Source organism: Bordetella genomosp. 13, assembly GCF_007679965.1.
In the GTDB taxonomy this organism is placed as follows: Bacteria; Pseudomonadota; Gammaproteobacteria; order Burkholderiales; family Burkholderiaceae_B; genus Bordetella.
Genome location: NZ_VEHL01000012.1, coordinates 55743 through 80436, shown reverse-complemented (window position 1 = coordinate 80436; position 24694 = coordinate 55743). Strand labels below are relative to the sequence as shown.

Here is a 24694-nt window from a genome sequence, read left to right as displayed (position 1 = left end):
GCGGCGATGGAACGGTTTGCCTCGCTGTCGCCCGCCGTCCGGCTGCATGCCGGCGACGATGCCCTGGACATGCTGCCGCGCGAGGCGGCGCGCCTGGATGCCAGGCGCGCCTTCGTGCTGTGCGGCCACAGCGTCGCCACGCGCACGCCCCTGCTGGACCGCATCCGCGCCCTGCTGGACGAGCGCTACGCCGGTGCCTACACTGCCTTGCGCAAGGACGCGCCGCTGGAGGACGTGGAGGCCGCGGCGCAGGATGCCCGGTCGCAGGGCGCGGACCTGCTGATCGCCGTGGGCGCGGGCAGTGTGCTGAAGGCGGCCCGCGTGGTCGCCATCGCGCTGGGCGAGAACCGGCCGCTGCAGGACCTGGCCACCCGCTACGTGGACGGCCAGCCGCCCCACAGCCCGCGGCTATCGCGCCCCAAGCCCCCCATCATCAACGTGCTGACCGCCGCGACCTCGGCGCAGAACCGCGGCGGCGCGGCCCTGCGCCGCGCCGACGGCGGCGCCCGGCTGGAATTCTTCGATCCCAGAACGCGGCCCGCGGCCATCTTCTGGGACACCGACGCGCTGCTGACCGCTCCGCCCTCGCTGGCGCTGTCCACCGGCCTGGGCGTGTATTGGCGCGCGCTGATGAACGCCGGCGCGCTGCGCCAGGCCAATCCCCTGGTGCAGGCCTCGCGCCTGCATGCCTACACGTTGTCCGACGCGGCCCTGCCACGCATGGGCGATGCCCGCGACGGCCAGGCACGCCTGGACATGTGCGCCGCCGCGCTGCTGCAGAACCGCGACGAGGACGACGGCGGCCGGCCCTTCGACGCGCACTGGATCGCGCGCGCCGTCTACGCGCTGGGTGCCGCGCTGTTCAACCGCGTGCCGCACCTGGACCAGGGCACGACGCATGCCGTGCTCACCGCGCCCGCCATCCGTCACTTCGCGGACCTGTGCCCCGAGGCCGTCGCGCAGATCGGCCTGGCCCTGGGCCTGTCCGCGCAGGATGCCGCCATGCCGCAACGCGTGGCCACGGCGGCGCGGGACCGGTTCGACGCGATGGCCCTGCCCCGCACGCTGGACGGCGTGTCCCGCGCCGACTGCGAGCACGCGCTGGAAGCCTCCCTGTACAACTTCAACGCCGATCGCGCGCGCGAACTCGCGCGGCACCGCGAGCGCCTGCACGCCATCCTGTCGGAGGCCACCGAGCCATGAGACCCGCCATCCCCTTCACGCTGCTGCGCGGCGGCACCAGCAAGGGCGTGTTCATGCCCGCCGACCGCCTGCCCACAGACCGCGCCGAACTGGCCACGCTGCTGCTGGAGATCTTCGGCAGCCCGGACGCCCGCCAGATCGACGGCATGGGCGGCGGCGACAAGCTGACCAGCAAGGCCTGCATCATGGGGCCGCCCACGGTGCCCGACGCGGACATCGACTACCTGTTCGGCCAGGTCGGCATCCGCCACGCCGAAGTGGACTTCAATCTGAACTGCGGCAACCTGACGGCCGGCGCCGCGGCCTACGCGGTGCACGAGGGCTACGTCGCCGCGCAGGGCGAGCACGCCACGGTCCGCATCCACAACGTCAACACCGGCCGGATCATCGTGGCCACCGTGCCCCTGTGCGACGGCGCCGTGCAGGAAGACGGCCCGCTGGCCATCGGCGGCGTGCCCGGCACGGGCGCCGCCATCGACCTCGACTTCCATCGGGCCACGGGCGCGATCACCGGCGCGCTGCTGCCGCTGGGCGCGGCCATCAACCGCATCGACGTGCCGGGCTACGGCCCGCTGGACGTGTCGGTGGTGGACGGGCCGAACCTGATCGTGCTGGTGCACGCGGACGACCTGGGCATGAGCGGCATCGAGACGCCCGACGAGATCGACGGCAACGCCGAGCTGACGGCCCTGATGCAGCGCATCCGCGAGACCGTGGCCATCCAGGTCGGCCTGGAGGATTACTGGCGCAGCCGCGCCGCGCCGTCCACCCCGATGCTGGTGGCCGTGCAGTCGCCGCGCGAGTACCGCGCCTACACCAACGGCGCACGCATCGCGGCCGGCGACGTGGACCTGGTCTGCCGGCAGTATTCCACCTCGGCCACCAGCAAGGCGCTGGCGGCCACGGTCTCGGCGGCCGTCGGCATGGCGTGCCGCATCCCCGGCACCCTGGCCGCGCGCCATCTGCGCGAGGGCCAGGCCGGCGTGCTGCGCCTGGGTCATCCCAGCGGCACCATCCACGTCGACGCCGCCGCCGCGCAGGGAGGCGCCATGCCCGCCATCACCGCCGCCACCATCCAGCGCACCGCGCGTCTCATCGCGCGCGGCGAGCTCTATCCCAGAACCCCGCAACGGAGCGCGCATGCCTGATTCCTCCGATCCCACCGTTTCGCGGCGCATTGCCGCCTATGCCTGCCGGTTCGATCCTCATTCACTGGACGCCGCGCAGCGGCGCCAGGTCGGCCGCGCGCTGATCGACACCGTCGGCGTTGCGCTGGCCGGCCATGCCGAGCCCGCCTCGCGCCTGTTCTACCGCCATGCCACGGCACGCGGCGGCCATGACGCGCGCGCCACCGCCTGGGGCCAGCGCGCGCCCATGCCTGTCGAGGAAGCCGCGCTGTACAACGGCGTGGCGGGCCACGTGCTGGACTTCGACGACGTCAACAGCCCCTTGCGCGGCCACCCCAGCATCGCGCTGCTGCCGCCGCTGGTGGCGCTGGCCGAGGCGCGCGGGCTGGACGGCCGGCGGCTGGCCAGCGCCTATGCCGTCGGCTTCGAGGTCATGGTGCGCCTGGCGCGCGCCATGGTGCAGGACCACTACGCGCGCGGCTGGCATGCCACGACGACGCTGGGGGGCATCGGCGCGGCAGCGGCCTGCTGCCACCTGCTGGGCCTGCCGCAAGCGCAGACCGTCAACGCCATCGGCCTGGCCGTGGCGCAGGCCTCGGGCTCGCGCATCAACTTCGGCACCATGGCCAAGTCGTTCCAGGCGGGACATTGCGGCGCGTCGGCCGTGCGCGCCGCGCTGCTGGCGGAGCTGGGCGTGGATGGCGCGCCCGACGCGCTGGACGGCGCCGAGGGCTTCGCCACGCTGTACGGCAGCGGCGAAGACCTGATGCAGGCCTTGCAGGGCCTGGGCGATGACGAACTGGAACTGACGTCAAGCGGCATCGACATCAAGAAGTACCCCATGTGCTATGCCGCGCACCGCTCGCTGGACGGCATGCTGGCCCTGCGCGCCGAGCATGGGCTTGTCGCGGATGCGATCACGGCGGTGCACGTGCGCTCGAACCGCCGCGCCATGGTGCCGCTGATCCACGACCGTCCGCAAACCGGCCTGGAAGGCAAGTTCAGCATGCAGTACGCCATGGCCACCGCGCTGCTGGACGGCCACGTGCGCCTGTCCAGCTTCACCGACGAGGCGGTGCGCCGTCCGGCCGCGCAGGCCCTGATGCCGAGGATCACGTGCTCGGAAGACGACGGGCCGCAGACGCCGCGCTGGAACACGTTGGCCGTCACCCTGGCCGACGGCACGGTGCTGCACAAGGAGATCCGCCAGTTGCGCGGGTCCGCGGCATCTCCGCTCAGCGACGACGAACTGCATGAGAAGTGGCGGGATTGCCTGGACTACGCGGGCGCCGACGGCGATGGCGATGCGTTCTTCGATGCGGCGCTGACCTTGGACGACGCGCCCATCCAGCGCCTGATGGCGCGGCTGCCCAGGCTGGGCTGAGGCCGGAAGCCGTCCCGATGCCCGCGACCGGCCACGAACCTGGCCGGTCGGGCCTCGACGCCGGTATCCCGGCGTTCGATCGGGGCATGCGGACATGCCCCTTTCCATCTCAACGATCCAGTGTGAACTTCGGCACCTTGTAGCCGTCGGGATGGTCCGCATAGAGCATGCGCACCGGCGCGTCCAGCTTCAGTCCGTCCAGCTCGGCATGGTCCATGTACGACACCATGATCGGACCTTCCTCCAGCTGCACGGCCACCACCAGGTGGGGCGCGGGATAGGCGGGCAGGTACTGGCGATGGAAGATCGTCCACGACACGATCTTCGCCTTGCCGCTGACCGGCACCCATTCATAGTCCATGCCGAGGCTGACCGGGCACATCGGGCCGGGCGGATAGCGGAACGCGCCGGACTCGGTGCAACGCTGCAGCTTCATGTTGCCTTCGGCGATGCTCTCCCACATGGGCGCGTCGTAAGGGGAATACAGGCGGGGCGTCTTGCTCATGGTCATGCCCTCCTCAACGTCCGTAGATGATGGACATGGCCTTGCCGGCGACGTCCGATACGTATTGCACGAAACGGCAATCGGGCACCTGCCGCTTGCCCAGCCCGCCGCGCGCCTGGCGCACCGCCTCGATCTGGTGGCTCCAGCCCTGCATGTACGACTCGGACAAATGGCCGCCGTGCGTGTTCACCGGCAGCTTGCCACCCACGCCGATGCCGTTCTCGGCGATGAAGCGCCCCGCCTCGCCGGGGCGGCAATAGCCGAAGCCCTCCAGCGCGAACAGGATGTGCGGGCTGAAGCTGTCGTACACCATCAGCGCGCTGATGTCCTTGGGGCCCAGGCCGGCGGCGGCGTAGACCTGCTCGGCCGCGCCCTGTTGCGCGGGCAGGTAGAAGTCGACCAGGCGCGGGCCCAGGCTGGTGGCGTTGCGGTTCAGGTCGCTGCGGCCCAGGCCGTGGATCATCACCGCCTTGTCCGACAGGCGCCGCGCGCGGCTGGCCTCCATGATGATGAGCGCCACGCCGCCGTCGTTGATCAGGCAGTAGTCGTTCATGCGCAGCGGCTCGGCGATGTACTTCACCGCCAGGTAGTCCTCCATGCCGAGCGGTTTGTCCTGCATGATGGCATTGGGATTCAGGCTGGCCCACTGCCGCTGGCCCACGGCCACCTGGCCCAGGTCGCGGTCGGTGGCGCCGTGCAGTTCCTTGTAGCGCTGGAACATCAGCGCATACAGGGCGCCCTGCGAGGTAAGGCCCCAGGGGCTGTGATAGACGTACGACAGGAACGAGCCGCCGCCCATGGCCTCGGGCCCGCCGTACTGCACCGCGGCCGATCGCTGGTCGTTGCCATACACCAGCGCCACCACCTCGGCCATGCCGGACTTGATGGCCATGACGGCCTGGAACACGGCCTGCACCGCGTCGGCCTGGCCGCCCCAGCGCGGGTCGATGTTCAGGATCTCGCCCATGCGTTCGTAGGCCGTCGTGGGCCCCACGATCAGGCCGTCGACGTCGTCTCGCGTCAGGCCCGCGTCTTCCAGCGCGCGCTTGAAGGCCAGCGCCGCGTAGCCGTACGAATCGTGCGGCTTCTCGCCGTTGCGCACCCGCCGGTAATCTTCCACCCAGTCCGTGTGGCCGATGCCGACCACCGCGGATATCTGGGACGTGTCGGTGTCCAAAGTAGCAGCTGTCACCTGAGCGGTCTCCCTTAATGTGGACTATTCTTGCCGAGGCAATGTCGATTTCTGCCATTATCTGCGGATCGCGGCGGCAGACTCGACCAATTTCGTCCACATAATGAGATTCAATGAAGACCGATCCCGACATCGATGAAGGCCGCACCGGCACGCAGATGGTCCACCGCTGCGCGGCGCTGCTCAAGCTCATCACCGCGGACAATCGCAAGGGGCTGCGCCTGGTCGAGCTGTACCAGGCCTCCGGCCTGACGCGCCCCACCACGCACCGCATCCTGCAGGCGCTGGTCACCGAGCGCATCATCCGGCAGGACGAGAAGTCGAAGAAATACCACCTGGGTTCGCTGGCCTACGAGATGGGCCTGGCCGCCGCCATGTCGTTCGACCTGCGCGACGTCTGCCACCCGTACCTGGAGCGCATCGCCAGCGCCACCGGCGACACCGTGTTCCTCACCATCCGCTCGGGCTTCGACGGCGTCTGTGCGGGGCGCGCGGAAGGCGCCTATCCCATCAAGGCCTTCGTGCTGGACGTGGGCCGGCACCGCCCGCTGAACATCGGCGGCGGCGCCGTGGCCTTGCTGAGCGGCCTGCAGGACGAAGAGATCGAACGCATCTACCAGGCCAACAGCAAGCGCCTGGCGCGCGACTATCCCACCTTCAGCGTGAAGAAGATGTGGGAACGCGTCGAGCACGTGCGCACCAAGGGCTACTTCATCAACGAAGTGCTGGAGGTGCAGGAGATCCGCGCCATGGCCGTGCCGCTATTCGGGCCGCATGGCGCGCCCGTGGGCGGGCTGAGCATCTCGGCGCTGAAGAAGCGGCTGTCGGGACATCACCTGCGGGAAAAGCTGGCGGTGCTGACCGAAGCGGCGCGGGAGATCGAGGCGAGGTTGCGGACGGATGATCGGGAAGAGCATGCGTAGGCGCGGCGGGCGTCCCCGCTTGCGGGGCTCCGTCCCGTCCGCGGGCGCCGCGCCAGGAAACGCATCAGGGACGCGCCACGCCGGCGGGACTCACTCCGCGGCCGGCCACTGGAACGCCGGCGGCTGCTTGTCCAGGAAGCGCCGCACCGCCTCCTGGTGATACGCCGTCGACCGGGCCACGCCCTGGGCCGCGGCCTCCATTTCAAGCATGGCCGGCAGGCCACTATCGAGCGAGGCGTCGAACGCCCGCTTGGTCATGCCCAGCACGGCCGTGGGCAGGCCCGCCAGCGCGCGGGCCATCCGGTCGGCCCGGTCGTCCAGGCGCTCCGTCGGCACGATCTCCATCACGATGCCCAGGTCGCGCGCCTCTTCTGCGCCGAACGGCCGGGTGGAAAAGGCCAGCGCCTTGGCGCGCTGCACGCCCACGATGCGCGGCAGGGTATAGAACACGCCGCTGTCCGGCACCGCGCCCAGGCGCAGGAACGACAGGCAGAACTGCGCGCGCGGCGACGCCAGTATCAGGTCCGCCGTCAGGGCCAGTCCCAGGCCCGCCCCGTAGGCCGCCCCGTCGACCGCGGCGATGACCGGACGGTCCAGCGTCAACAGGTCGTGGATGACGCCGTGCAGCGCCACCATGCGGTCACGCGCCTGCTCGGCATCGGCCTGGCGCTGCATGCTCTCGATGTCGCCGCCGGCGCAGAACGCGCCGCCCGCCCCCTTCAGCACCAGCACCTTGATGTCGCGGTCCCGGCGCACGCGGGTGACCGCCTCGGCCAGCTCGTCGCGCAGCACCTGGTCCAGCGCGTTGCGGCGGTGCGGCCGGTTCAACACCAGAGTGGCGACGCCCTGGCCGCACGTGAACAGCAGGTTGCCATAGCCCGCGGACGTCGACGCGGCAGGCATTTCGGAAGAGGCGGTCATCGGGCAAGGCTCCTGCGCGTGCGCGCGTGTTCCAACGTTCAAGCCCATGCGCGGCCAACGCGCACGGGCGGCGATGTCAATGAATGGCGCCGTCGCGCCGCAGGCCGTCGACCTGCTCCGGGCCGAAGCCCAGTTCGGCCAGCAGCGTGGCGGTGTCGCTGCCGGTGACCGGCACCGGCCCCGCCTGGCCAGGCGTGCGGCTGAAGCGCGGGCTGGGCGCCGGGTGCGTGAATTCGCCGGACTGCACGAAGCCGCTTCGCGCCACGTAGTGCGGATGAGCGCGGGCCTCTTCGAAGTCCAGCACGGGCGCGAAGCAGACGTCGGTGCCCTCCAGCAGGGCGCACCACGCGTCGCGCGTCCTGCGACGGAACACAGCGGCCAGTTTCTCGCGCAACTGCGGCCAGGCAGCGCGGTCCCATTGCTGCTCGAACGCCGGATCGTCCAGTTCGCACAGGCGGCACAGCAAGGCATAGAACTGCGGCTCGATGGACCCCACGGACACGTAGCGGCCATCGGCGCATTCGTAGCAGCCATAGAAATGCGCGCCGCCGTCCAGCATGTTCGACTCGCGCAGGTTCACCCAGCGGCCGCTGCTCAGCATGCCGTGATACGCGTTGGCCAGGGTCGACACGCCGTCGCAGATGGCGGCGTCGATCACCTGGCCGCGGCCGGATCGCGCGGTCTCCAGCAACGCGCACACCAGGCCGAAGGCCAGCATCATGCCGCCCCCGCCGAGGTCTCCCACCAGATGCAGCGGCGGGGTCGGCGGACGGTCCGCGTGGCCCATGGCGTGCAGCACGCCGGTCAGCGCGATGTAGTTGAGGTCGTGTCCCGCGGCCTGGCTGAGCGGGCCGTCCTGGCCCCAGCCCGTCATGCGGCCGTACACCAGGCGGGGATTGATGCCCAGGCAGCGTTCGGGCCCCAGGCCCAGCCGTTCCATCACGCCCGGCCGGTAGCCCTCGATCAGGGCGTCGCAACGCGACACCAGGCGCAGCAGCACGTCGATGGCGCCGGGCGCCTTGAGATCCAGCGCCATGCTGCGCCGGCCGCGGTCGACCACCGTGCCGCCGCCGCCCAGGAACCCGGGCGTCTTGCGATCGACGCGGATGACCTCGGCGCCCATGTCGGCCAGCATCATCGCCGCGAAGGGACCGGGTCCGATGCCGGCCATCTCCAGGATGCGGTATCCGGCCAATGGCCCAGTCCGGGCGTGCGCACCCTGGTCCGTCATGCGAGCTCCGCGTCCGCCGTGCCGAAGAACTCGGCACGCGCCCCCTGCATCACGCGCACCATCTCGTCGAAGTTCTTTTCCATGCGATGCGTGGGGCCGACGATGGACATCGCCGTCAGGCGGCCGCCCGCCTCGCCCGAGATGCCGATCGCGAACACGCCTTCGTTGCCTTCGTTGCGCGTCACGAAATACTGGTCGCGTCGGCCCTGCTCGATCTGGGCACGCAGCACCTCGCGGTCGACAATGCTGTGCGAGGTGACCGCGGGCAAGGGCAGGCTGTCGATCAGCGCGTTGCGGTCGTCGTCCGCCATGGCGCCCAGCAGCGCCTTGCCCAGCGCCGTGGTGTGGATGTCCACCACCGTGCCGGGCCGAAGCACGTAGCGCAGCGCGCGGCTGCTTTCCTGGCTGGCGAAGATCTTCACCTTGTCGCCGTCGATGTGCGCGCACATCGAGGTCTCGCCCGACCGCGAGGTCAGCAGGTCCAGGGATTCCTCGGCGAATGCGCGCAAGGGGTCCACGCCCGCGTTGGCGCGCGCGATGTCCAGCAGGCGGCTGGTGGGATGGAACACCCGTGACTTGGGCGTGCGCAGCAGGTAGCCCGCCTGGCGCAAGGTGTACATCAGGTCCGAGCAGCTGCTGTCGGCCAGGTCCAGATACCGGGCCATCTCGGAGTTGGTCAACGGTCGGCGTTCGCGGGCGTACACCTCGAAGACCTGCAAAACGCGCTGGGCGGCGGGAACGATCTGGGGCATGGTTCGACGTCTACGGGTAAGGATCCAAATACGAAATTGTAGGGTTGCGGCCTAGGCGGACGACGCGTCCGGCGGGTTGGCGGCCGGCGCGAAGGCCAGCAGCGCATCGAGCGCCATCACGCCCTGGCCGGGCGCGCCCACCCATACCGGATTGAGCTCCAGCTCATGCAGCGTCGCGGCATGCGCATGAGCGAAGTCCGACACCTGCAGGATCAGGCCGGCCAGCGCCTCGAGGTCGGCGGGCCCCTGCCCGCGCACGCCCTGCAGGATGGCGCCGTAGCGGATCTCGTGCACGATGGCGCGGGCGTCCCGCGGCGCCAGCGGCACCAGCTTGTGGGCCACGTCGCCCAGCACCTCGACGTAGACGCCGCCCAGCCCGAACGTCAGCACCAGGCCGAACGCGGGATCGCGGTGCACGCCGATCAGGACCTCGCGGCCGCCCGCGGGCAGCATGCGTTCGACCAGCACGCCGTCGCGCCGCGCCCGCGGCGCATGGCGAGCCACCGCAGCCTGGATGTCGTCGTACGCCTGCCGCGCGGCGGCCTCGTCGGCCACGTTCAGGCGCACGCCGCCCGCGTCGGTCTTGTGCGCGATGTCCGGGCTGACGATCTTCATGACCACGGGATAGCCGATGCGGCGTGCCAGGTCCGCGGCCTCTTGCGCGCTTGCTGCCACGTGCCCTTGCGGCACCGGCAGGCCCGCCTGCGCCAGCAGGTGCTTGGCCTGGGTCTCGCTCAGCCGCGTCAGCGGCGCCTCGTCCGGGTCCGCATGCAACGCGCCGCTGCCCGTGCCGGCCACGGCCGCCTCGCGCGCCTTCGCATCGCCCGCGGCCTCATCCGGCGTCGAGGCCGGGAACACCGCGGACAAGGCCGCGACTGCCGCCGACACGGATCCGAACGGCAGCAATCCGTGTTGTTCCAGGATCTCGAACCCGCCGCCCCGGCGCCGGCTCATCCACACCGGAACGATGGGCGTGCCGCTGCCCTGCCCCACGTTCACGATGGACCGCGCGATGCTCTCGGTCACCTCGCCATAGTCCATCGGGATGGGAAACAGCACCGCGCCCACGTTCGGATCGCGGCAGACGATGGCCAGGCACTCGTCCGCCGCAGCGGTGTCGCGCAGGATGTCGGCCGTGGTGTCCACCGGATTGGCGATGCTGGCGAACGCGGGCAGCAGCCCCTGCAGCGCCTGCCGCGTGTGCGGCGCGAACTCGGCCATGGGCACGCCCGCCGCGCCCGCGATGTCGGCGGCCAGCGCCGCCGTGCCGCCCGAGAACGTATAGATGCACAGGCCCGTGCCCGGCGCGGGACGCGGCCGCGTCATCAGATGCGTGACCGACAGCAGCTGGTCCAGGTCATCGACCTCGATGGCGCCGAGCTGCCGGAACACCGCGCTGTTGACGGCGGCGCTGCCAGCCACCGATGCTGTGTGGGACTGCGCCGCGCGCACCCCGGCCTCGGAGCGCCCGACCTTCAGCACCACCACCGGCTTGCCTTGGTCCCGCGCCAGCGTCAGCGCCTGTGCGAGCCGCCGCCCGTCCTTGATGCCTTCCATCAGCAGCGCGATCACGTCGATGGCCGGATCACGGGCCATGTAGGCGATGAAGTCGGCGATGTCCAGGTCGGCTTCGTTGCCGGCCGAGAACCACAGCCCCACGCCGGCGCCATGCACCAGCCCCTGCAGGATGTTGCGCCCCAGTCCCCCGCCCTGCGTGGCCAGGCCGATGCGCCCGCCGTTCAGGTCGTGCCGGAAGGCCGGCGAGAACGTCATGCCGATGCGGTCGCGCACGTTGACCAGGCCGGGGCAGTTCGGCCCGTACACGCGCAGCCCGGTTTCCTGGCTGATGGCCCGCAGCTGCGCCTCGAGCGCGCGTCCCTCCTCTCCGGCCTCGGAGAAGCCCGAGGTCATGACGATGGCAAACGGTATGCCGCGCGTCGCGCACTGGCGCAGCACGTCCGGCACCCGGCCGGCATTGACGATGACCAGGGCCACGTCGATGTCGTCCGCCGGCACGTCGGCCACCGACGGGTAGCAGGGTGCGTCGCCGATGTGGTCGTAGGCCGGATTGACCGCGTAGACCTTGCCCGAGAGGCGCGAGTGCCGCACCAGGTTCTCGTACAGGCGCTGGCCCTGGCTGGCCTGCCGGCCGGAAGCCCCCACCACCACGACGTTGCGCGGCGCGACCAGGCGGTCGAGGTTGGCGAAATCCATCATGCCCGGGCCTCCGTGCGCATGAGCATGGCGAACGCGGCCTGCACCACGACCTCGCCACGCTGGTTGACCGCCTCGCGCAGGAACACCACCCTGTCGCGGCCCGGTTTCTCCTGCCGCACCTCGGATACGGTGACCCGGGCGTGCACCGTGTCGCCGATGAACGTCGGCTTGGGAAAGCGCACGTTCAGGTCGACCAGCGCCAGCACCGCAGGCTCGAGGCTGCGGTATTCCAGGGTCTGCGTCGTCAGGCCGGACAGCACCGACAGCACCAGCAGGCCATGCGCGATGCGCTGGCCGAAGCGCGTATCCGCCGCGTAATGATGGTCGACGTGCAGCCGGTTGTAGTCGCCGGACAGCCCGGCGAACTGCACGACGTCGGTCTCGGTGATGGTGCGGCCGGCCGACTCGAACGTCCATCCCACGTGCCAGGCCGGCCCCTGCCGCGCCACGGCGCCGGCGGTCTCAAGAGGCATAGCGCCCTCCCGTGACGTGCAGCGTCTCGCCCGTGATGAACCCGGCGCGCGCAGAGGACAGGAAGGCCACGGCATCGGCGATGTCGTCGACCGAGCCCAGCCGCTGGATGGGTTGGCGCGCCAGGGCATTGGCCCGCAGGGTTTCATAGGTCGGCAGCGCGCGGATCAGGTCGGTCTCGACGAAGCCCGGCGCGATGGCGTTGGCCGTGATGTCGAACTTGCCCAGCTCGTAGGCCAGCGACCGCGTGAAGCCCAGCAGGCCCGCCTTGGCCGTCGAATAGTTCGTCTGCCCCGGATTGCCCAGGTGCGCGCGCGAGGAGATGTTGATGACGCGGCCCCAGCGCTTCTCCATCATCGACGGAATCGCGGCCTTGGTGCAGTAGTAGGCGCCCTTGAGGATCGTGTCGACCACCGCGTCCCAGTCCAGCTCGGGCATCTTGGTCAGGTACTTGTCGCGCGTGAAGCCTGCGTTGTTCACCAGGATGTCGACTCCGCCGAAGCGCTCGTTGGCGGCCGCGACCAGGGCCTGCACCTGGTCCTGGTCGCACACGTCGGCCACCTGGCCGAACACGGTATGGCCTTCGGCCTCCAGCGCCGCGGTGGCCTGCGCCACCGACTGCGGGTTGATGTCGGTGATGACCACGCGGGCGCCTTCGCGCGCCAGGGCCAGGCACGACGCAAAGCCTATGCCCCGGCCAGAGCCGGTGACCAGGGCGGTCTTGCCGCTGAGCGAAAAATCCATGACGGGTTGTCTCCTCGTGTCGTTGCACGCTAGTTTACGGAATGCTGTAAGACTATACGCATCACCGGATTTATTTGCAAATTATTCCGACACCTCGTTATACTCTACTCACACCCGGAAAAAATACACAAACCTCGGGTGCATAAAAACGAGGAGACAACCATGCTGCAGTTCCTGCTGTCGCTGACGCTCGCCGTCGGCCTGATGCTGGGCGGCGCCGCGCAAGCCGATGCCGATTACCCGGCCAAACCCGTGCGCGTCTTCGTCGGCTTCGCCCCCGGCGGCGCCACCGACCAGCTGGCGCGGCTGTATGCCGCCCGGCTCACCGAGAAGCTGGGCCAGACCTTCGTGGTCGAGAACCGGCCGGGCGCCGGCGGCAACATCGCCATCCAGGCCCTGACCCAGACCGAGCCCGACGGCTACACCATCGCCATGGGCGCCAACTACGTGGCGGCCAATGCGGCCCTCAAGCGCAATCCCTACGACTGGGAAAAGCAGGTGGCGCCCATCGCGATGATCGCGTCCACGCCAAATGTCTTGGTCGTGCCCGCCAATTCGCCGCTGTCCAGCGTGGCCGACGTCATCGCCGCGGCGAAGAAGAAGGGGTCGAACGTCACGTTCGGATCGGCGGGCGTGGGGTCGTCCATCCATCTTGCCGGCGAACTCTTCAAGACCATGGCGCACGTGCCGATGACCCACGTGCCGTACAAGGGCGTGACGCCGGCCGAGGTCGATCTCACCGCCGGCCGGGTCGACCTGATGTTCGGCAGCATTTCCAGCGCGATCCCGCTGGTCAAGGGCGGCAAGCTCAAGCTGCTGGCCATCACCGGCCTGCAGCGCATCGCCGACTATCCCGACGTGCCCACCATCGACGAGTCCGGGCTCAAGGGATTCGACGTCAGCGCGGTCTACATCCTCATGGGCCCGATGGGCATTCCCCAGGCCCGGATCGATCGGCTGGCCAAGGCCGTGCACGAGATCAACCAGGAGCCGGCCATCCAGCAGCAGATCGCGCGGCTGTACGCCACCACCGAAGAAGGCGGCCCCAAGGAAGCGCGCGCCTTCCTGGAACGCGAAGTCGCCAAATGGGAGAAGGTGGTCGAGACCACCGGCCTGAAAGTCGACTGAGCCCTTCCGAATGCACGCTGCACCGAGGCGTGCCGCCCGCGGCGCGCGCCATCCCCTTCTGCCGGAGTCCGGATCATGCCCCTGTTCGCTTCCTCCGCCCGCACGCTGCTGCGCGGCGCCCTGCTCGCCCTGCTGGCCGTCTGCACGGCCCATGCCGCGCAGGACTTTCCTTCCCGTCCCATCCGCCTGATCGCCCCCAGCTCGCCGGGCGGCATTCTGGACCTGACCAGCCGCATCGTCGCCAAGCCGCTGTCGGACAAGCTGGGCCAGCCCGTCATCGTCGAGAACATGGCCGGCGCGGGCGGCATCATCGGCATGCAGGGCATGCTGCGCGCCGCCCCCGACGGCTACACGCTCGTGATGGGCAGCCTGGGCCCCAACGCCGCCAACTATTCCCTGTACAGCAAGCTGCCGTACGCGATGGAAGACTTCGCGCCGGTCATCAATGTGATCTCCATGCCCAGCATCCTGGTCGTGCACCCGGCCGTGCCGGCCAGGAGCCTGGAAGAGCTTGCCGCGTATGCCCGCAAGAAGCCGGGCGGCGCCTCGATGGCGGTCTCCACCATGGGCGCGTCGGGCCACCTGATCGGCGAGCAGATCAAGGCCGCGCTGAAGATGCCCGCCGTCAACGTCGTCTATCGCGGCGCCGCGCCGGCGCTGACGGACCTCACCGGCGGACAGGTCGACTTCATGGTCGACAACCTGGTCAGCGCCCAGCCTCTGGTTCAGGCCGGCAGGCTGCGCGCGCTGGCGCTGTTCACCGACAAGCGCAATCCGACGCTGCCCGACGTGCCCACCGTCGCCGAGCAGGGACATCCGGAACTGGTGGGCGGCACGTGGATAGGCATCCTCACCCGCGCCGGCACGCCCGCCGACGTGGTGGCGAAGCTGAACCGGGCCATCGGCGAAGTGCTGGCCGATCCACAGGTGAAAGAAACGCTGCAGAAGCAGGGCGGCACGCCCATCGGCGGCAGCCCGGCCGACTTCGACCGCTACATCCGCGCCGAGAAGGACCGCTGGGCCAAGGTGATCCAGCAGGCTGGCATCAAGGCGGACTGAAGCATGCCCATCGACTACGAGAACTTGCGCAGCTGGCATTTCGAGCCGCGCGTGGACCGCTACGCCACGAAGGACGCGATGCTCTATGCGTTGAGCCTGGGCTACGGCAACGACCCTTGCCGCGAGGACGAACTGCCCTTCGTGCACGAGACCGGGACGCTCGCCGTACCCACGCTGCTGGCCACCATCGGCGCGCCGGGCGCCTGGGCCACCGACCCGCGTACCGGCATCGACTGGCTGCGCATCCTTCACGGCGAACACCGCATGCGCTTTCACCGCGCGGTACGGGCCGAGGATGCGCTGCGCAGCCGCACCCGCGTCAGCCACGTCGTGGACAAGGGCGCCGGCAAGGGCGCCCTGGTGGTCACCACGCGCGACATCACCGACGCGGCAACCGACGCGCCCGTGGCCACCATCGAGCACGTCTCGTTCTGCCGATCCGACGGCGGTTTCGGCCGGGGCGACGCGCCCCTGCCGCCCCTGCCCGCGCCGCCCGAAGACCGCCCGCCCGATTCCGAGGTGGCGCTGCAGACGATCCCGCAGGCGGCCCTGCTGTATCGGCTGAACGGCGACTACAACCCTATCCACATCCTGCCCGCCAAGGCGCGCGAGGCCGGCATGCCGCGGCCCATCCTGCATGGGCTGTGCAGCTACGGCATGGCCGCGCGCGCGCTGGTGCGCGCCTGCTGCGACCAGCAGCCCGAACGCCTGCGCGCCATCGCCCTGCGCTTTTCCGCGCCGGTCCTGCCGGGCGAGACACTGGTGGTGCGGATTTGGCGCGACGGCCGCACGGCCTATTTCCAGGCACGCGTGCGCGAACGCGACCTCGTCGTGCTGAACAACGGGGTGGCCGAGATCGACGCCCCCGCCCCGCAATGAACCCCATGAAGGAGAGTCCGCGCATGTCCCCCATCGAACGCCACGCCGCCGACCGGCCCGACGCGATCGCCTACCGCCTGATTCCGTCGGGCCACGCCGTGACCTGGCGCGACCTGGAGCGCCGCAGCCGGCAATGCGCGGCGGCCCTGGTCGCGGCGGGACTGCGGCCCGGCGACGCGGTCGCCGTGTTCCTGGAAAACCACCCTCGCTACTTCGAGATCCTGTGGGGCGCGCACCGGGCGGGCCTGTACTACGCCACCATCAGCCGGCACCTGAAGCAGGAGGAGATGCAATACATCGTCGACGACTCCGATGCGAAGGTGCTGTTCTGCTCCAGCCACACCCTGGCCGAGGTGTCGATACAGACCTTGCAACGCAACGGCACGCTGTGCATCTCGATGGACGGCGGCCCCGACGGCGTGCTGGCCTACGAGGACTGGATCGCCGGCGCGGGCGCCGATCCCGTGCTGCCCGACGTGCCCGAAGGCACGGACTTCTGCTATTCGTCGGGCACCACCGGCGTGCCCAAGGGCATCAAGCGGCCGCTGGTCACCGCGAACCGCTATTTCCGGGTTGAGGCCTCGCCGCGCATGCAGTGGAAGACCTTCGACACGGACACGGTCTATCTGTCGACCGCGCCGTTCTATCACACCGCGCCGGTGCGCTGGAACATGGCGGTGCTGGGCAGCGGCGGCACCTGCGTGATGATGGAGAAGTTCACGCCGGAAGGCGCGCTGGAGGCCATCGAGGCCCATGGCGTCACGCATGCCCAATGGGTGCCCACGATGTTCGTGCGCCTGCTGCGCCTGCCGAAGGACGTCCGCGAGCGCCATGACCTGTCCACGCTGCGCTGCGCCGTGCACGCGGCGGCCCCCTGCCCGCGCGAGGTCAAGCAGCAGATGATCGACTGGTGGGGCCCGATCCTGTACGAGTACTACAGCGGCACCGAGCTGGTCGGCCGCACCTCCATCGACAGCCACGAATGGCTGGCGCATCCCGGCTCGGTGGGCACGCCCGAGTTCGGCCAGGTCCACATCGTGAACGAGGCGGGCGACAGCCAGCCGGCCGGCCAGCCGGGTGTCATCTACTTCTCGGGCGGCAGCGGCTTCGAATACCACAAGGCCCCCGACAAGACCCGCGAGGCCTACAACGACAAGGGCTGGGCCACCTATGGCGACATCGGCTACCTGGACGAGGACGGCTACCTCTACCTGACGGACCGCCTGGCCAACACCATCGTGTCCGGCGGCGTGAACATCTATCCGCAGGAGACCGAGAACTGCCTGCTGCAGCATCCGGCCGTGCACGACGTGGCGGTCATCGGCGTGCCCGACAACGAATACGGCGAAGCGGTCAAGGCCGTGGTGCAGCTGCGCACCGGCGTGCAGGGCAGCCCGGCACTGGCCCAGGAAATGGTCGACTTCTGCCGCGCCCGCATCTCGCACATCAAGTGCCCCACCAGCGTCGATTTCGCCAAGGACCTGCCCCGCACCGAAACCGGCAAGCTGCTCAAGCGGCTGGTCAAGCAAAGCTACTGGCCCACCGGCGTGGGCATCGCCAAATGAATGGAGTCCCTGCATGAGCGCATCGCCCTATTCGTCCCTCGACACGTCGCGGGCACACCTGTTCTCGCCCGAACACACGCTGTATCGCGACAACGTCGCGCGCTTCCTGGCCGCCGAGGTCGTCCCGCACCATGACCGATGGGAACACGAGGGCCACGTGCCGCGCGACCTGTGGCGTCAGGCGGGCGCGGCGGGCCTGCTGATGCCCAGCGCCCCCGATGAGTACGGCGGTGGCGGCGGCGATTTCCTGCACACCGTCATCGTGATCGAGGAGATCGCCCGCGCGCTGACCAGCGGCATCGGCGGCTTCACCACGCACTCGGACATCGTGGCGCCTTACGTGCTGAACTTCGGCACCGAAGCACAGAAGCGGCAGACACTGCCGGGCATGGCCAGCGGCGACATCGTCGGCTCCATCGCCATGACCGAGCCGGGCGCGGGCAGCGACCTCAAGGCCATCCGCACGCAGGCGGTGAAGACCGCGGACGGCTACGTGATCAACGGCCAGAAGACCTTCATCACCAACGGCTACCACGCGGACCGCGTGATGGTCGTGGCCAAGACCGACCCGGCCGCGGGCTCGCGCGGCATCAGCCTGTTCTGGGTCGACACCACCACGCCCGGCTTCAAGCGCGGGCGCCTGCTGGAGAAGATCGGCCAGAAGGCGCAGGACACCTGCGAACTGTTCTTCGAGGACATGCGGGTCGACGCCGACACGCTGGTGGGTGAAGAGAACAAGGGCTTCGGCTACCTGATGAAGGAACTGGTGCGCGAACGGCTGATGATCGCGGTGCGCTGCGCGGCGGCCCTGGAGGCCGCCCTGGCGCTGACCATCGACTACACCAAGCAGCGCCAGGCCTTCGGCCATGCCCTGATCGACAACCAGCACATCCGCTTCAAGCTGGCCGACATCAAGGCCCTGGCCTGCGCCACGCGCGCGCTGGTCGACGACAGCGTGCTGCGCTACATGCGCGGCGAACTGGATGCCTCGGGCGCGGCGGTCGCCAAGCTGTGGGCCGCCGAGGCCACCCGCGCCGTCGACGAGCTGCTGCAACTGCATGGCGGGTACGGCTACATGCGCGAGTACGGCATCGCGCGCCTGTACACCGACGTGCGGCCGAACCGGATCTACGGCGGCTCTTCCGAGATCATGCGCGAACTGATCGCGCGGTCGCTATAGCGCGGCGCCCACGGGCCGCGCGCCCGCCCTCTTCTTCCCAATGCGGAGCAAACCCCTATGAAACGAGACACCCCGGCCTGCGCCATCGTGGGCGCAGCCGAATCCGACCTGGGCCGCGTGCCCGGCCTGTCCCCGCTGGAGATGCAGGGCCAGGCCGCGCGCCGCGCCCTGCTGGACGCGGGCCTGACGCTGGCCGACGTCGACGGCGTGTTCGCCCATACCGACGACAAGTTCTCCAGCCTGCAAGTCTCCGAGCACCTGAACATCCGGCCGCGCTACGTCGACTCGACCAACGTGGGCGGCCTGTCGAACGTGCTGCACCTGCAGCACGCCATCGCCGCGATCTCGGCCGGCCTGTGCTCGGTGGCGCTGATCACCTACGGCAGCACGCAGCTGTCGGACGGCTCGCGCAAGCTGACCCCTCTGGGCGAGGACATGCGCTCGCCGCGCGGCCAGTTCATCGCGCCCTACGGCCAGCTCAATCCCATCGGCTACTACGCCATGGTGGCGCAGCGGCACATGCACCAGTACGGCACCACGCGCGAGGCGCTGGCCGAAGTGGCGCTGGCGGCGCGGCGCTGGGCCATGCTCAACCCCAACGCGTACCGCCGCGAGCCCAGCTCCATCGAGGAGATCCTTGCCTCGGCGCCGATCGCCGAACCCCTGCACCAGCGCGACTGCTGCCTGGTGACCGACGGCGGCGGCGCGGTCGTGGTCACCACCGCCGAGCGCGCGCGCGACCTGCGGCGTCCGCCCGTGCACATCCTGGGCATGGAGGCCGCGTTCTCGCATCACTACACGCCCTTCGAGGTGCAGGACTGGCTGGACACGCGCGTGGCGCAGACGGCCCAGGCCGCGCTGGACCAGGCCGGCCTGACGCGCCAGGACATCGACGTCGTGCAGATCTACGACCACTTCACCATCGGCGTGATCCAGTCGCTGGAAGAGCTGGGCTTCTGCAAGCGCGGCGAAGGCAAGGATTTCGTGGCCGGCGGCCGGCTCGGGCCGGACGGCGACTTCCCGATCAACACCTCCGGCGGCGGGCTGTCCTACAACCATCCGGGCATGTTCGGCATGCTGCTGCTGATCGAAGCGGTCAAGCAGCTGCGCAAGGAGTGCGGAGAACGGCAGTTGCCGCGCGCCGAGCGCGCGCTGGTGCATGCCCCCGGCCTGGTGTTCTCCACCAACACGACCTTGATACTGGGAGTCTGACGATGCAAACGAACCAAGCCCCGGCCGCGCCGGCCGCCGAGCGCCCGCTGCCCCAGCCCACCGATGCCACGCGCCCCTACTGGGAGGGCGCGGTGCAAGGCAAGCTGCTGATCCAGCAGTGCGCCTCGTGCGGCAGGCACCAGTTCTATCCCCGCCTGTTCTGCACGGCCTGCCTGAGCGACGAGATCCGCTGGGTCGAGGCGTCGGGCCACGGCACCGTCTACAGCTACACGGTCAACCACCGCGGCAGCACGCCCTACTTCAAGCCGCGCACGCCGTACGTGGTGGCGGTGATCGACCTGGAAGAGGGGGTACGGCTGATGACGAACATCGTCGATTGCGAGCCGCGGAACGTGAGGATCGGCGCGCGCGTGCAGGTGTGCTTCGAAGCGGTGAACGCGACGCTGGCGTTGCCGCAGTTCAGGTTGGCTGGGACGGAACGCTAGATGCGGCCAGGCGGTCCACGACGCGCCGCACCCGGTTCGCCGCCAGGTCCACGTGGATGTCCACCACGCGGTGCTGCGGGAACCGCGCCAGGTTGGCGTACTGCGCCTCGATGATGACCTTGTCCTCGTTGAACGTGAACACGCTCTGCTCGTAGATGGCGTCGATGTTCCGGTGCTCGGGCGAGTACTGGTTGCTGGCCACCGTCCAGATGTAGTGCGTGGTCGTCTCGGTCTCGGGCGTCACGCCGTGGAAGCCGCGCAGGTGGAAGCCGTGGCGGTTCGCGTCTTCCAGCGATTGCGTGCCCGCATCGGCCGCGCCGGTCCAGATCCGGAAGTGCGTGGCCGCGGATTCAATCTCCTGCCAGCGGTCCACCGTGCCCGTGAACGGCCATGCGTCGGTATAGGTGCGCGGCGGACGCGAGTTCTTCATCCATCGCGTGACCCTGACGGTATCGCCTTCCTGCGTGACGCGCATGTCGGCTTCCATATGCGTCTTCGGATCGCCGCCGATGGTCTGTCCGTGCACGTAGCCCAGGTGGCTGAGATCCATCAGGTTGTCGTGGATCAGCTGGTACGCCGCCTTGAAGTGGAAGGCGCCGCCCTTGAACCGGTACTGCGGATCGCTGTGGAAAGAATAGGCCGGCGGCGCGAACGCGGGCGGCGCGTCGGGCTCGGCCGGCATCCAGATCCACACGACCTGGTCCTGTTCCACCACGTGATAGCGCCTCACACAGGCGCGCGGCGGGATGGTGTCCTGGCCGGGGATCTGGATGCACTGGCCCGTGCCGTCGAAAAGCAGGCCGTGATAGCCGCAGCGCAGGCCTTGCGCCTCCACGCGGCCATAGGACAGCGGCAGGCCGCGATGGCAGCACTTGTCCTCCAGCGCGGCGACGGTGCCGTCGGCCAGGCGGAACAGCACGACGGGCTGGTTCAGATAGGTGCGCGCAAGCGGCTCGTCCGTGACTTCCGACGCGAGGGCGGCCACGTACCATTGGTTCATCGGGAACATGATTCTCTACCTTCGAATGATGGCATGCAGGATGTTCAGATCGCCGCCTGGCCGGCGGCCAGCGCCAGCAGCATCAGCAAGCCGAAGAATCGGTTCGAGCGGAACTTGGCCAGGCAGTCGCGCGGCGTGTCCGTCTTCAGCGTGGCCACCTGCCAGACCAGATGCAGCGCCGCGGCCGCGGTGAAGGCCAGCGTGACGGGGCCGTCGAACTGCAGCGCGCGTTCCGCGCAGACGGCCAGCACCATGGTCATGACGTAGAAGGCGCCGACCCAGACGCGTACCCACTCGCCGAAGAGCCGCGCGGTGGACTTGATGCCGGTGCGGGTGTCGTCCTCGACGTCCTGCAGCGCGTAGATGGTGTCGTAGCCCAGCGTCCAGAAAAAGCCGGCCGCATACAGCAGCCACGCGGCCATGCCGGGGTTGCCCGCCGCCGCGGCCCAGCCGCCCGGCACGCCCCAGTTGAAGACGATGCCCAGGAACGCCTGCGGCCAGTAGGTGATGCGCTTCATCAGCGGATAGATGAAGAAGCCGACGACGGCCGCGAGCGCCAGCAGCACGGTCGTCAGGCTGAACGCAAGCAGCATCGGCAGCACCACCGCGATCTGCAGGACCAGGAAGGCCCAGGCCTGGCCCGGCGTGACCGCGCCGCTGGGCAGCGGCCGCGTGCGCGTGCGCGCCACCTGGGCATCCAGGTCGCGGTCGAAGATGTCGTTGACCGTGCAGGCGATGCCGCGCAGCAGGACGCACGCGATGCCGAACAGGATGCCGCGCCACAGGTAGTCCCGAAGCGCCATGTCCGAGGGCGCCATGGCCAGGCCCCACCAGCAGGGGTAGAGCAGCAGCCACGTGCCGATCGGCCGGTCCAGGCGCATCAGGGTCAGGTAGGGCCGAAGCGCGGGCGATGCGGTGCGCATCGGCCAGCTTTCGGTGCGGATGTCGGAGACGGGTTCGCTCATGGGAGAAGGCTCGGGACGCGAGGATCGGATTACGGCGGCTGTATACAAGGCCGCACGATCCGGCTGCGATGGCGAGGGCCGCGGGACAGCCGGAGCGCGCGCGAGTGTAAGCGCCGTCAACCCACAGCGTCCTGACGCATTCGCAGTGGCCTGCACGGATTACGAGGGAAAGGCGCCGCATTGCGCAGGCCGCCGCCGCCTTGATCGGCTATTCGTCATCCGCAATGAAAAACACCCCAAGAGGCTGGACGGAAGTCCAAACTTTTGGGGTGTTTTTCATGGATTCTGGCGGACAGAGGGGGATTCGAACCCCCGATACGCTTTTGACGTATACACGCTTTCCAGGCGTGCGCCTTCAACCGCTCGGCCACCTGTCCTGATTGGGATGCCGTCCGCCGCCATCGACACGGCATGGGTAGAAGCTACCCCGCGCGCCAGGCGGCAAAAATGGCAATCCGAGATTCTAGCAGGATTCCAGGAAACTTTCCTTACGTTCCCCCGCCCTGCCCTTACGCATGACGTGGCCGGGGCGCCGAGACACGCCGAACCCGGGGCCGGCTCGCCCAACAGCACGACCACCCCTCCAAAATGCCGGACCATCCGAACCCGCCCTGTCACGATCCGGACATACAGTCACCTGACCTACCCACAAAAGCCGCCCCGGTCCCGTACGCCCCAAGGAGTACGCCATGCTGGACTTCGACGTCGTCTGCGACGACCGCCATGACTATTCGAACGGGCCACACGCCCACGCGGACGACATGCTGTTCCTGCCGCTGGACGGGCTGTTTTCGATCTCCGCACGAGACGACGGCCGACCCGAACTGCTGGACAGCAGCAACGTCTGGTGGGTACCGAGCCGGCACGTCCATCAGGTAAAGGCGACACCGGGCCAGCGGCATCTCTGCTACTACCTCGACATGCCATCCCTGCTGGCCGCCCACCGCGCAACGGACGCGCCGCCCCGCTCGGGCGCGCAGCGCTGGATGATGTCGACCTATCTGTCGGACCTGCTGCGGCTGCGGGCCCACTTGCGCCATCGCCGGAGCATGGCCGCCTTGCTGACGCAGGCCGAGCTGGACCGCACCATACTGGCCGAAGTCGGCCGCATCGTGACGGCGACCGCGCCGACCCGCGCACGCGAACGCGATCAGCTGATCCAGGCGATCAAGACGTTCGTGCACGCCCACCTGGATGAAGACCTGTCCTGCCACGCGCTCGCCGAACGTGCGCAGATCAGCGCCCGCACGCTGGCGCGCTGGTTCCAATTCGAGGAAGGCAAATCGGTGGGCCAATACGTGCTGCAGGCGCGATTGGCCGAAGCGCGGCGGCTGCTTCGGTCCACGGCATTGCCCATCTCCGACATCCAGCACGCGGTCGGCTTCACGTCGGCCGCCCACTTCGCCTACTCGATACGCCGCATCTACGGGGTCGCGCCGCGCCAGCTGCGCGGCCATGCCGCTCCTGATCGACAGGACTGAGGACCTGGCACGAATCCGATAGTCCTGGCCGAAATTCGAAATCCCCGGCGGGCGACGCTGCCTAAGCTTGTCCGGCCGGCCCCAGTGGCCGACACCTCGTGGAACCGGCCAGCGCCCGATACCGCGCGCGACGCGTGCCACACCCGCCTTCTACCCATACCCATCCACCCGAAGCGGCCAGTCGCCCCAAGCGCACAGGCCGTACCGGGCCGCGCCAGGAGATAACGCAATGAACAAGATCCGCCCCGTCGTCGACGTGGAGATATCGCTGGTCGACAACGCCGCCGCTCGCCAGGCCCTGTTCGACTCTTACTCGGCCTCGGCCCGGTCGGTGGAACGCATCGAGGCGTTCTTCGACGCGTTCACGGCGCGCCCGTGGTCGCCGGCCTCGCGCAATACGTTCTTCCGCAACTGGCGTTCGCCGGGCACGGGCGCGGCCAGCTTCTGCGCGCTGGCCTTCCGCCTGATGGCGACGGCCGAAAGCGTGGACTCGGATCATGCGCGCGCCCTGCTGTACCGCTGCGCGACCCGCGTGTCCGAGGTGTCGCACGAGGACGTGGGCATCGGCACGATCGATCACCAGAAGCTGTACGAGGATTTCGCGACGCGGCTGGCCGACACCGATCAGTGGAAACTCGACCGATATGCCGTGCCCGGCTTCAAGCGCTTCCTGAACGCGTCGCGCAGCTATCGGCAGGGTGGCGACGACCTGGGCCGCGCCATGCTGATTTCGCTGCCCGAAGAGCTGTACAACCACGGCGAGTTCGCCTATGCCGCGGCGCGCTTCTCGCGCTGGCAGCGCGGCGTGCTGGGCCGTCCCGAGACGTCCTGGAACGCCGACCTGCAGTTCATCCATGACCATCTGGGCAATACCGAGCGCGGCCATTTCGCCGCCCTGGCGCGCGGCTTCGAGGACTATTGCGCGGCGCTGTCGGTCCAGCCCGACTGGAACGCCATGCACCAGGCCAACATCGACCTGCTGGACGACATGGCGGACTCGTACGACACGCTGTACGAGCGCCTGGTCGAGCTGGATCGCGGCGGCGAATCCATCACGCTTGCCCATGCGCCGGCCTGAACCGATGGCTCCAGGCACGGTGTCGCCACGC

Annotated in this window: 23 protein-coding genes and 1 tRNA gene; 13 read left to right on the top strand and 11 right to left on the bottom strand. The window is 69.3% G+C overall.

Annotation, left to right across the window (positions count from 1 at the left end):
• Positions 1-6: 6 nt before the first annotated feature.
• The 3 genes from FS845_RS24335 to FS845_RS24325 are packed head-to-tail and all read left to right on the top strand — an operon-like array spanning position 7 to position 3714.
• Positions 7-1203, top strand: coding sequence for an iron-containing alcohol dehydrogenase (locus FS845_RS24335; protein WP_144640474.1), 1197 nt, complete (start codon positions 7-9; stop codon positions 1201-1203).
• Positions 1200-2351 carry a PrpF domain-containing protein gene (locus tag FS845_RS24330; RefSeq protein ID WP_144640471.1) on the top strand — a complete coding sequence of 384 codons (1152 nt, stop codon included), beginning with the start codon at positions 1200-1202 and terminating at the stop codon, positions 2349-2351. The genes FS845_RS24335 and FS845_RS24330 overlap by 4 nt, the downstream gene beginning before the upstream one ends.
• Positions 2344-3714, top strand: coding sequence for an MmgE/PrpD family protein (locus FS845_RS24325; RefSeq protein WP_144640468.1), 1371 nt, complete (start codon positions 2344-2346; stop codon positions 3712-3714). The genes FS845_RS24330 and FS845_RS24325 overlap by 8 nt, the downstream gene beginning before the upstream one ends.
• A gap of 109 nt (positions 3715-3823) precedes the next feature.
• On the opposite strand, the gene FS845_RS24320 is transcribed toward FS845_RS24325, so the two are convergent.
• Together FS845_RS24320 and FS845_RS24315 are read right to left on the bottom strand one after the other, a co-directional pair.
• On the bottom strand, positions 3824-4219 hold the full coding sequence (locus FS845_RS24320; RefSeq protein ID WP_186332408.1) for a Zn-ribbon domain-containing OB-fold protein: 396 nt from the start codon (positions 4217-4219) through the stop codon (positions 3824-3826).
• A gap of 13 nt (positions 4220-4232) precedes the next feature.
• Positions 4233-5411 carry a thiolase family protein gene (locus FS845_RS24315; RefSeq protein WP_260986433.1) on the bottom strand — a complete coding sequence of 393 codons (1179 nt, stop codon included), beginning with the start codon at positions 5409-5411 and terminating at the stop codon, positions 4233-4235.
• Positions 5412-5524: 113 nt separating this feature from the next.
• On the opposite strand from FS845_RS24315, the gene FS845_RS24310 reads away from it, so the two are divergent.
• Positions 5525-6334 (top strand): IclR family transcriptional regulator, encoded by an 810-nt coding sequence (locus FS845_RS24310; protein ID WP_144640463.1) that lies wholly within the window; start codon positions 5525-5527, stop codon positions 6332-6334.
• Between the two features lie 90 nt (positions 6335-6424).
• On the opposite strand, the gene FS845_RS24305 is transcribed toward FS845_RS24310, so the two are convergent.
• The 6 genes from FS845_RS24305 to fabG form a co-directional block, all read right to left on the bottom strand.
• Positions 6425-7255: an enoyl-CoA hydratase/isomerase family protein gene (locus FS845_RS24305; RefSeq protein WP_409929334.1), complete on the bottom strand. Its 831-nt coding sequence runs from the start codon at positions 7253-7255 to the stop codon at positions 6425-6427.
• A gap of 76 nt (positions 7256-7331) precedes the next feature.
• Positions 7332-8486 (bottom strand): CaiB/BaiF CoA transferase family protein, encoded by a 1155-nt coding sequence (locus tag FS845_RS24300; RefSeq protein WP_144640458.1) that lies wholly within the window; start codon positions 8484-8486, stop codon positions 7332-7334.
• Positions 8483-9238 (bottom strand): IclR family transcriptional regulator, encoded by a 756-nt coding sequence (locus FS845_RS24295; protein ID WP_144640455.1) that lies wholly within the window; start codon positions 9236-9238, stop codon positions 8483-8485. The genes FS845_RS24300 and FS845_RS24295 overlap by 4 nt, the downstream gene beginning before the upstream one ends.
• Before the next feature lie 51 nt (positions 9239-9289).
• A complete protein-coding gene (locus tag FS845_RS24290; protein WP_144640451.1) occupies positions 9290-11455 on the bottom strand; it encodes an acetate--CoA ligase family protein in 2166 nt (721 codons plus the stop codon).
• A complete protein-coding gene (locus FS845_RS24285; RefSeq protein ID WP_144640448.1) occupies positions 11452-11928 on the bottom strand; it encodes a MaoC/PaaZ C-terminal domain-containing protein in 477 nt (158 codons plus the stop codon). Before FS845_RS24285 ends, FS845_RS24290 begins: the two co-directional genes overlap by 4 nt.
• The gene (fabG, locus tag FS845_RS24280; RefSeq protein ID WP_144640445.1) at positions 11918-12670 is read right to left on the bottom strand and encodes a 3-oxoacyl-ACP reductase FabG; all 753 of its coding nucleotides are present in this window, start codon (positions 12668-12670) and stop codon (positions 11918-11920) included. Before fabG ends, FS845_RS24285 begins: the two co-directional genes overlap by 11 nt.
• A gap of 162 nt (positions 12671-12832) precedes the next feature.
• On the opposite strand from fabG, the gene FS845_RS24275 reads away from it, so the two are divergent.
• The 7 genes from FS845_RS24275 to FS845_RS24245 all read left to right on the top strand — a co-directional run bounded on the left by FS845_RS24275 (position 12833) and on the right by FS845_RS24245 (position 20139).
• Complete coding sequence (locus FS845_RS24275; protein ID WP_144640442.1) at positions 12833-13798, top strand: Bug family tripartite tricarboxylate transporter substrate binding protein; 966 nt, start codon at positions 12833-12835, stop codon at positions 13796-13798.
• A gap of 75 nt (positions 13799-13873) precedes the next feature.
• On the top strand, positions 13874-14857 hold the full coding sequence (locus tag FS845_RS24270) for a Bug family tripartite tricarboxylate transporter substrate binding protein (RefSeq protein WP_144640439.1): 984 nt from the start codon (positions 13874-13876) through the stop codon (positions 14855-14857).
• A gap of 3 nt (positions 14858-14860) precedes the next feature.
• Positions 14861-15736, top strand: coding sequence for a MaoC family dehydratase (locus tag FS845_RS24265; protein ID WP_144640436.1), 876 nt, complete (start codon positions 14861-14863; stop codon positions 15734-15736).
• 23 nt (positions 15737-15759) lie between these two features.
• The gene (locus FS845_RS24260; RefSeq protein ID WP_144640433.1) at positions 15760-17301 is read left to right on the top strand and encodes an acyl-CoA synthetase; all 1542 of its coding nucleotides are present in this window, start codon (positions 15760-15762) and stop codon (positions 17299-17301) included.
• 13 nt (positions 17302-17314) lie between these two features.
• On the top strand, positions 17315-18481 hold the full coding sequence (locus tag FS845_RS24255; RefSeq protein WP_144640430.1) for an acyl-CoA dehydrogenase family protein: 1167 nt from the start codon (positions 17315-17317) through the stop codon (positions 18479-18481).
• A gap of 57 nt (positions 18482-18538) precedes the next feature.
• Entirely contained in the window at positions 18539-19693 is a 1155-nt protein-coding gene (locus tag FS845_RS24250; protein ID WP_144640427.1) for an acetyl-CoA acetyltransferase, read from the top strand.
• A gap of 2 nt (positions 19694-19695) precedes the next feature.
• Positions 19696-20139 carry a Zn-ribbon domain-containing OB-fold protein gene (locus tag FS845_RS24245; RefSeq protein WP_144640425.1) on the top strand — a complete coding sequence of 148 codons (444 nt, stop codon included), beginning with the start codon at positions 19696-19698 and terminating at the stop codon, positions 20137-20139.
• Here the strand turns inward: FS845_RS24245 and FS845_RS24240 are convergent.
• The 3 genes from FS845_RS24240 to FS845_RS24230 all read right to left on the bottom strand — a co-directional run bounded on the left by FS845_RS24240 (position 20114) and on the right by FS845_RS24230 (position 22481).
• On the bottom strand, positions 20114-21148 hold the full coding sequence (locus tag FS845_RS24240; protein ID WP_144640422.1) for an aromatic ring-hydroxylating dioxygenase subunit alpha: 1035 nt from the start codon (positions 21146-21148) through the stop codon (positions 20114-20116). The genes FS845_RS24245 and FS845_RS24240 overlap by 26 nt on opposite strands.
• 35 nt (positions 21149-21183) lie before the next feature.
• The gene (ubiA, locus tag FS845_RS24235) at positions 21184-22104 is read right to left on the bottom strand and encodes a 4-hydroxybenzoate octaprenyltransferase (protein ID WP_144640419.1); all 921 of its coding nucleotides are present in this window, start codon (positions 22102-22104) and stop codon (positions 21184-21186) included.
• Between the two features lie 286 nt (positions 22105-22390).
• Positions 22391-22481 (bottom strand) — tRNA-Ser (locus tag FS845_RS24230).
• A 312-nt stretch (positions 22482-22793) separates the two neighbouring features.
• On the opposite strand from FS845_RS24230, the gene FS845_RS24225 reads away from it, so the two are divergent.
• Positions 22794-23585 carry a helix-turn-helix transcriptional regulator gene (locus tag FS845_RS24225; protein ID WP_144640417.1) on the top strand — a complete coding sequence of 264 codons (792 nt, stop codon included), beginning with the start codon at positions 22794-22796 and terminating at the stop codon, positions 23583-23585.
• Positions 23586-23814: 229 nt separating this feature from the next.
• Positions 23815-24663 carry a hypothetical protein gene (locus FS845_RS26645; protein WP_186332407.1) on the top strand — a complete coding sequence of 283 codons (849 nt, stop codon included), beginning with the start codon at positions 23815-23817 and terminating at the stop codon, positions 24661-24663.
• The last annotated feature ends 31 nt before the right edge of the window (positions 24664-24694 follow it).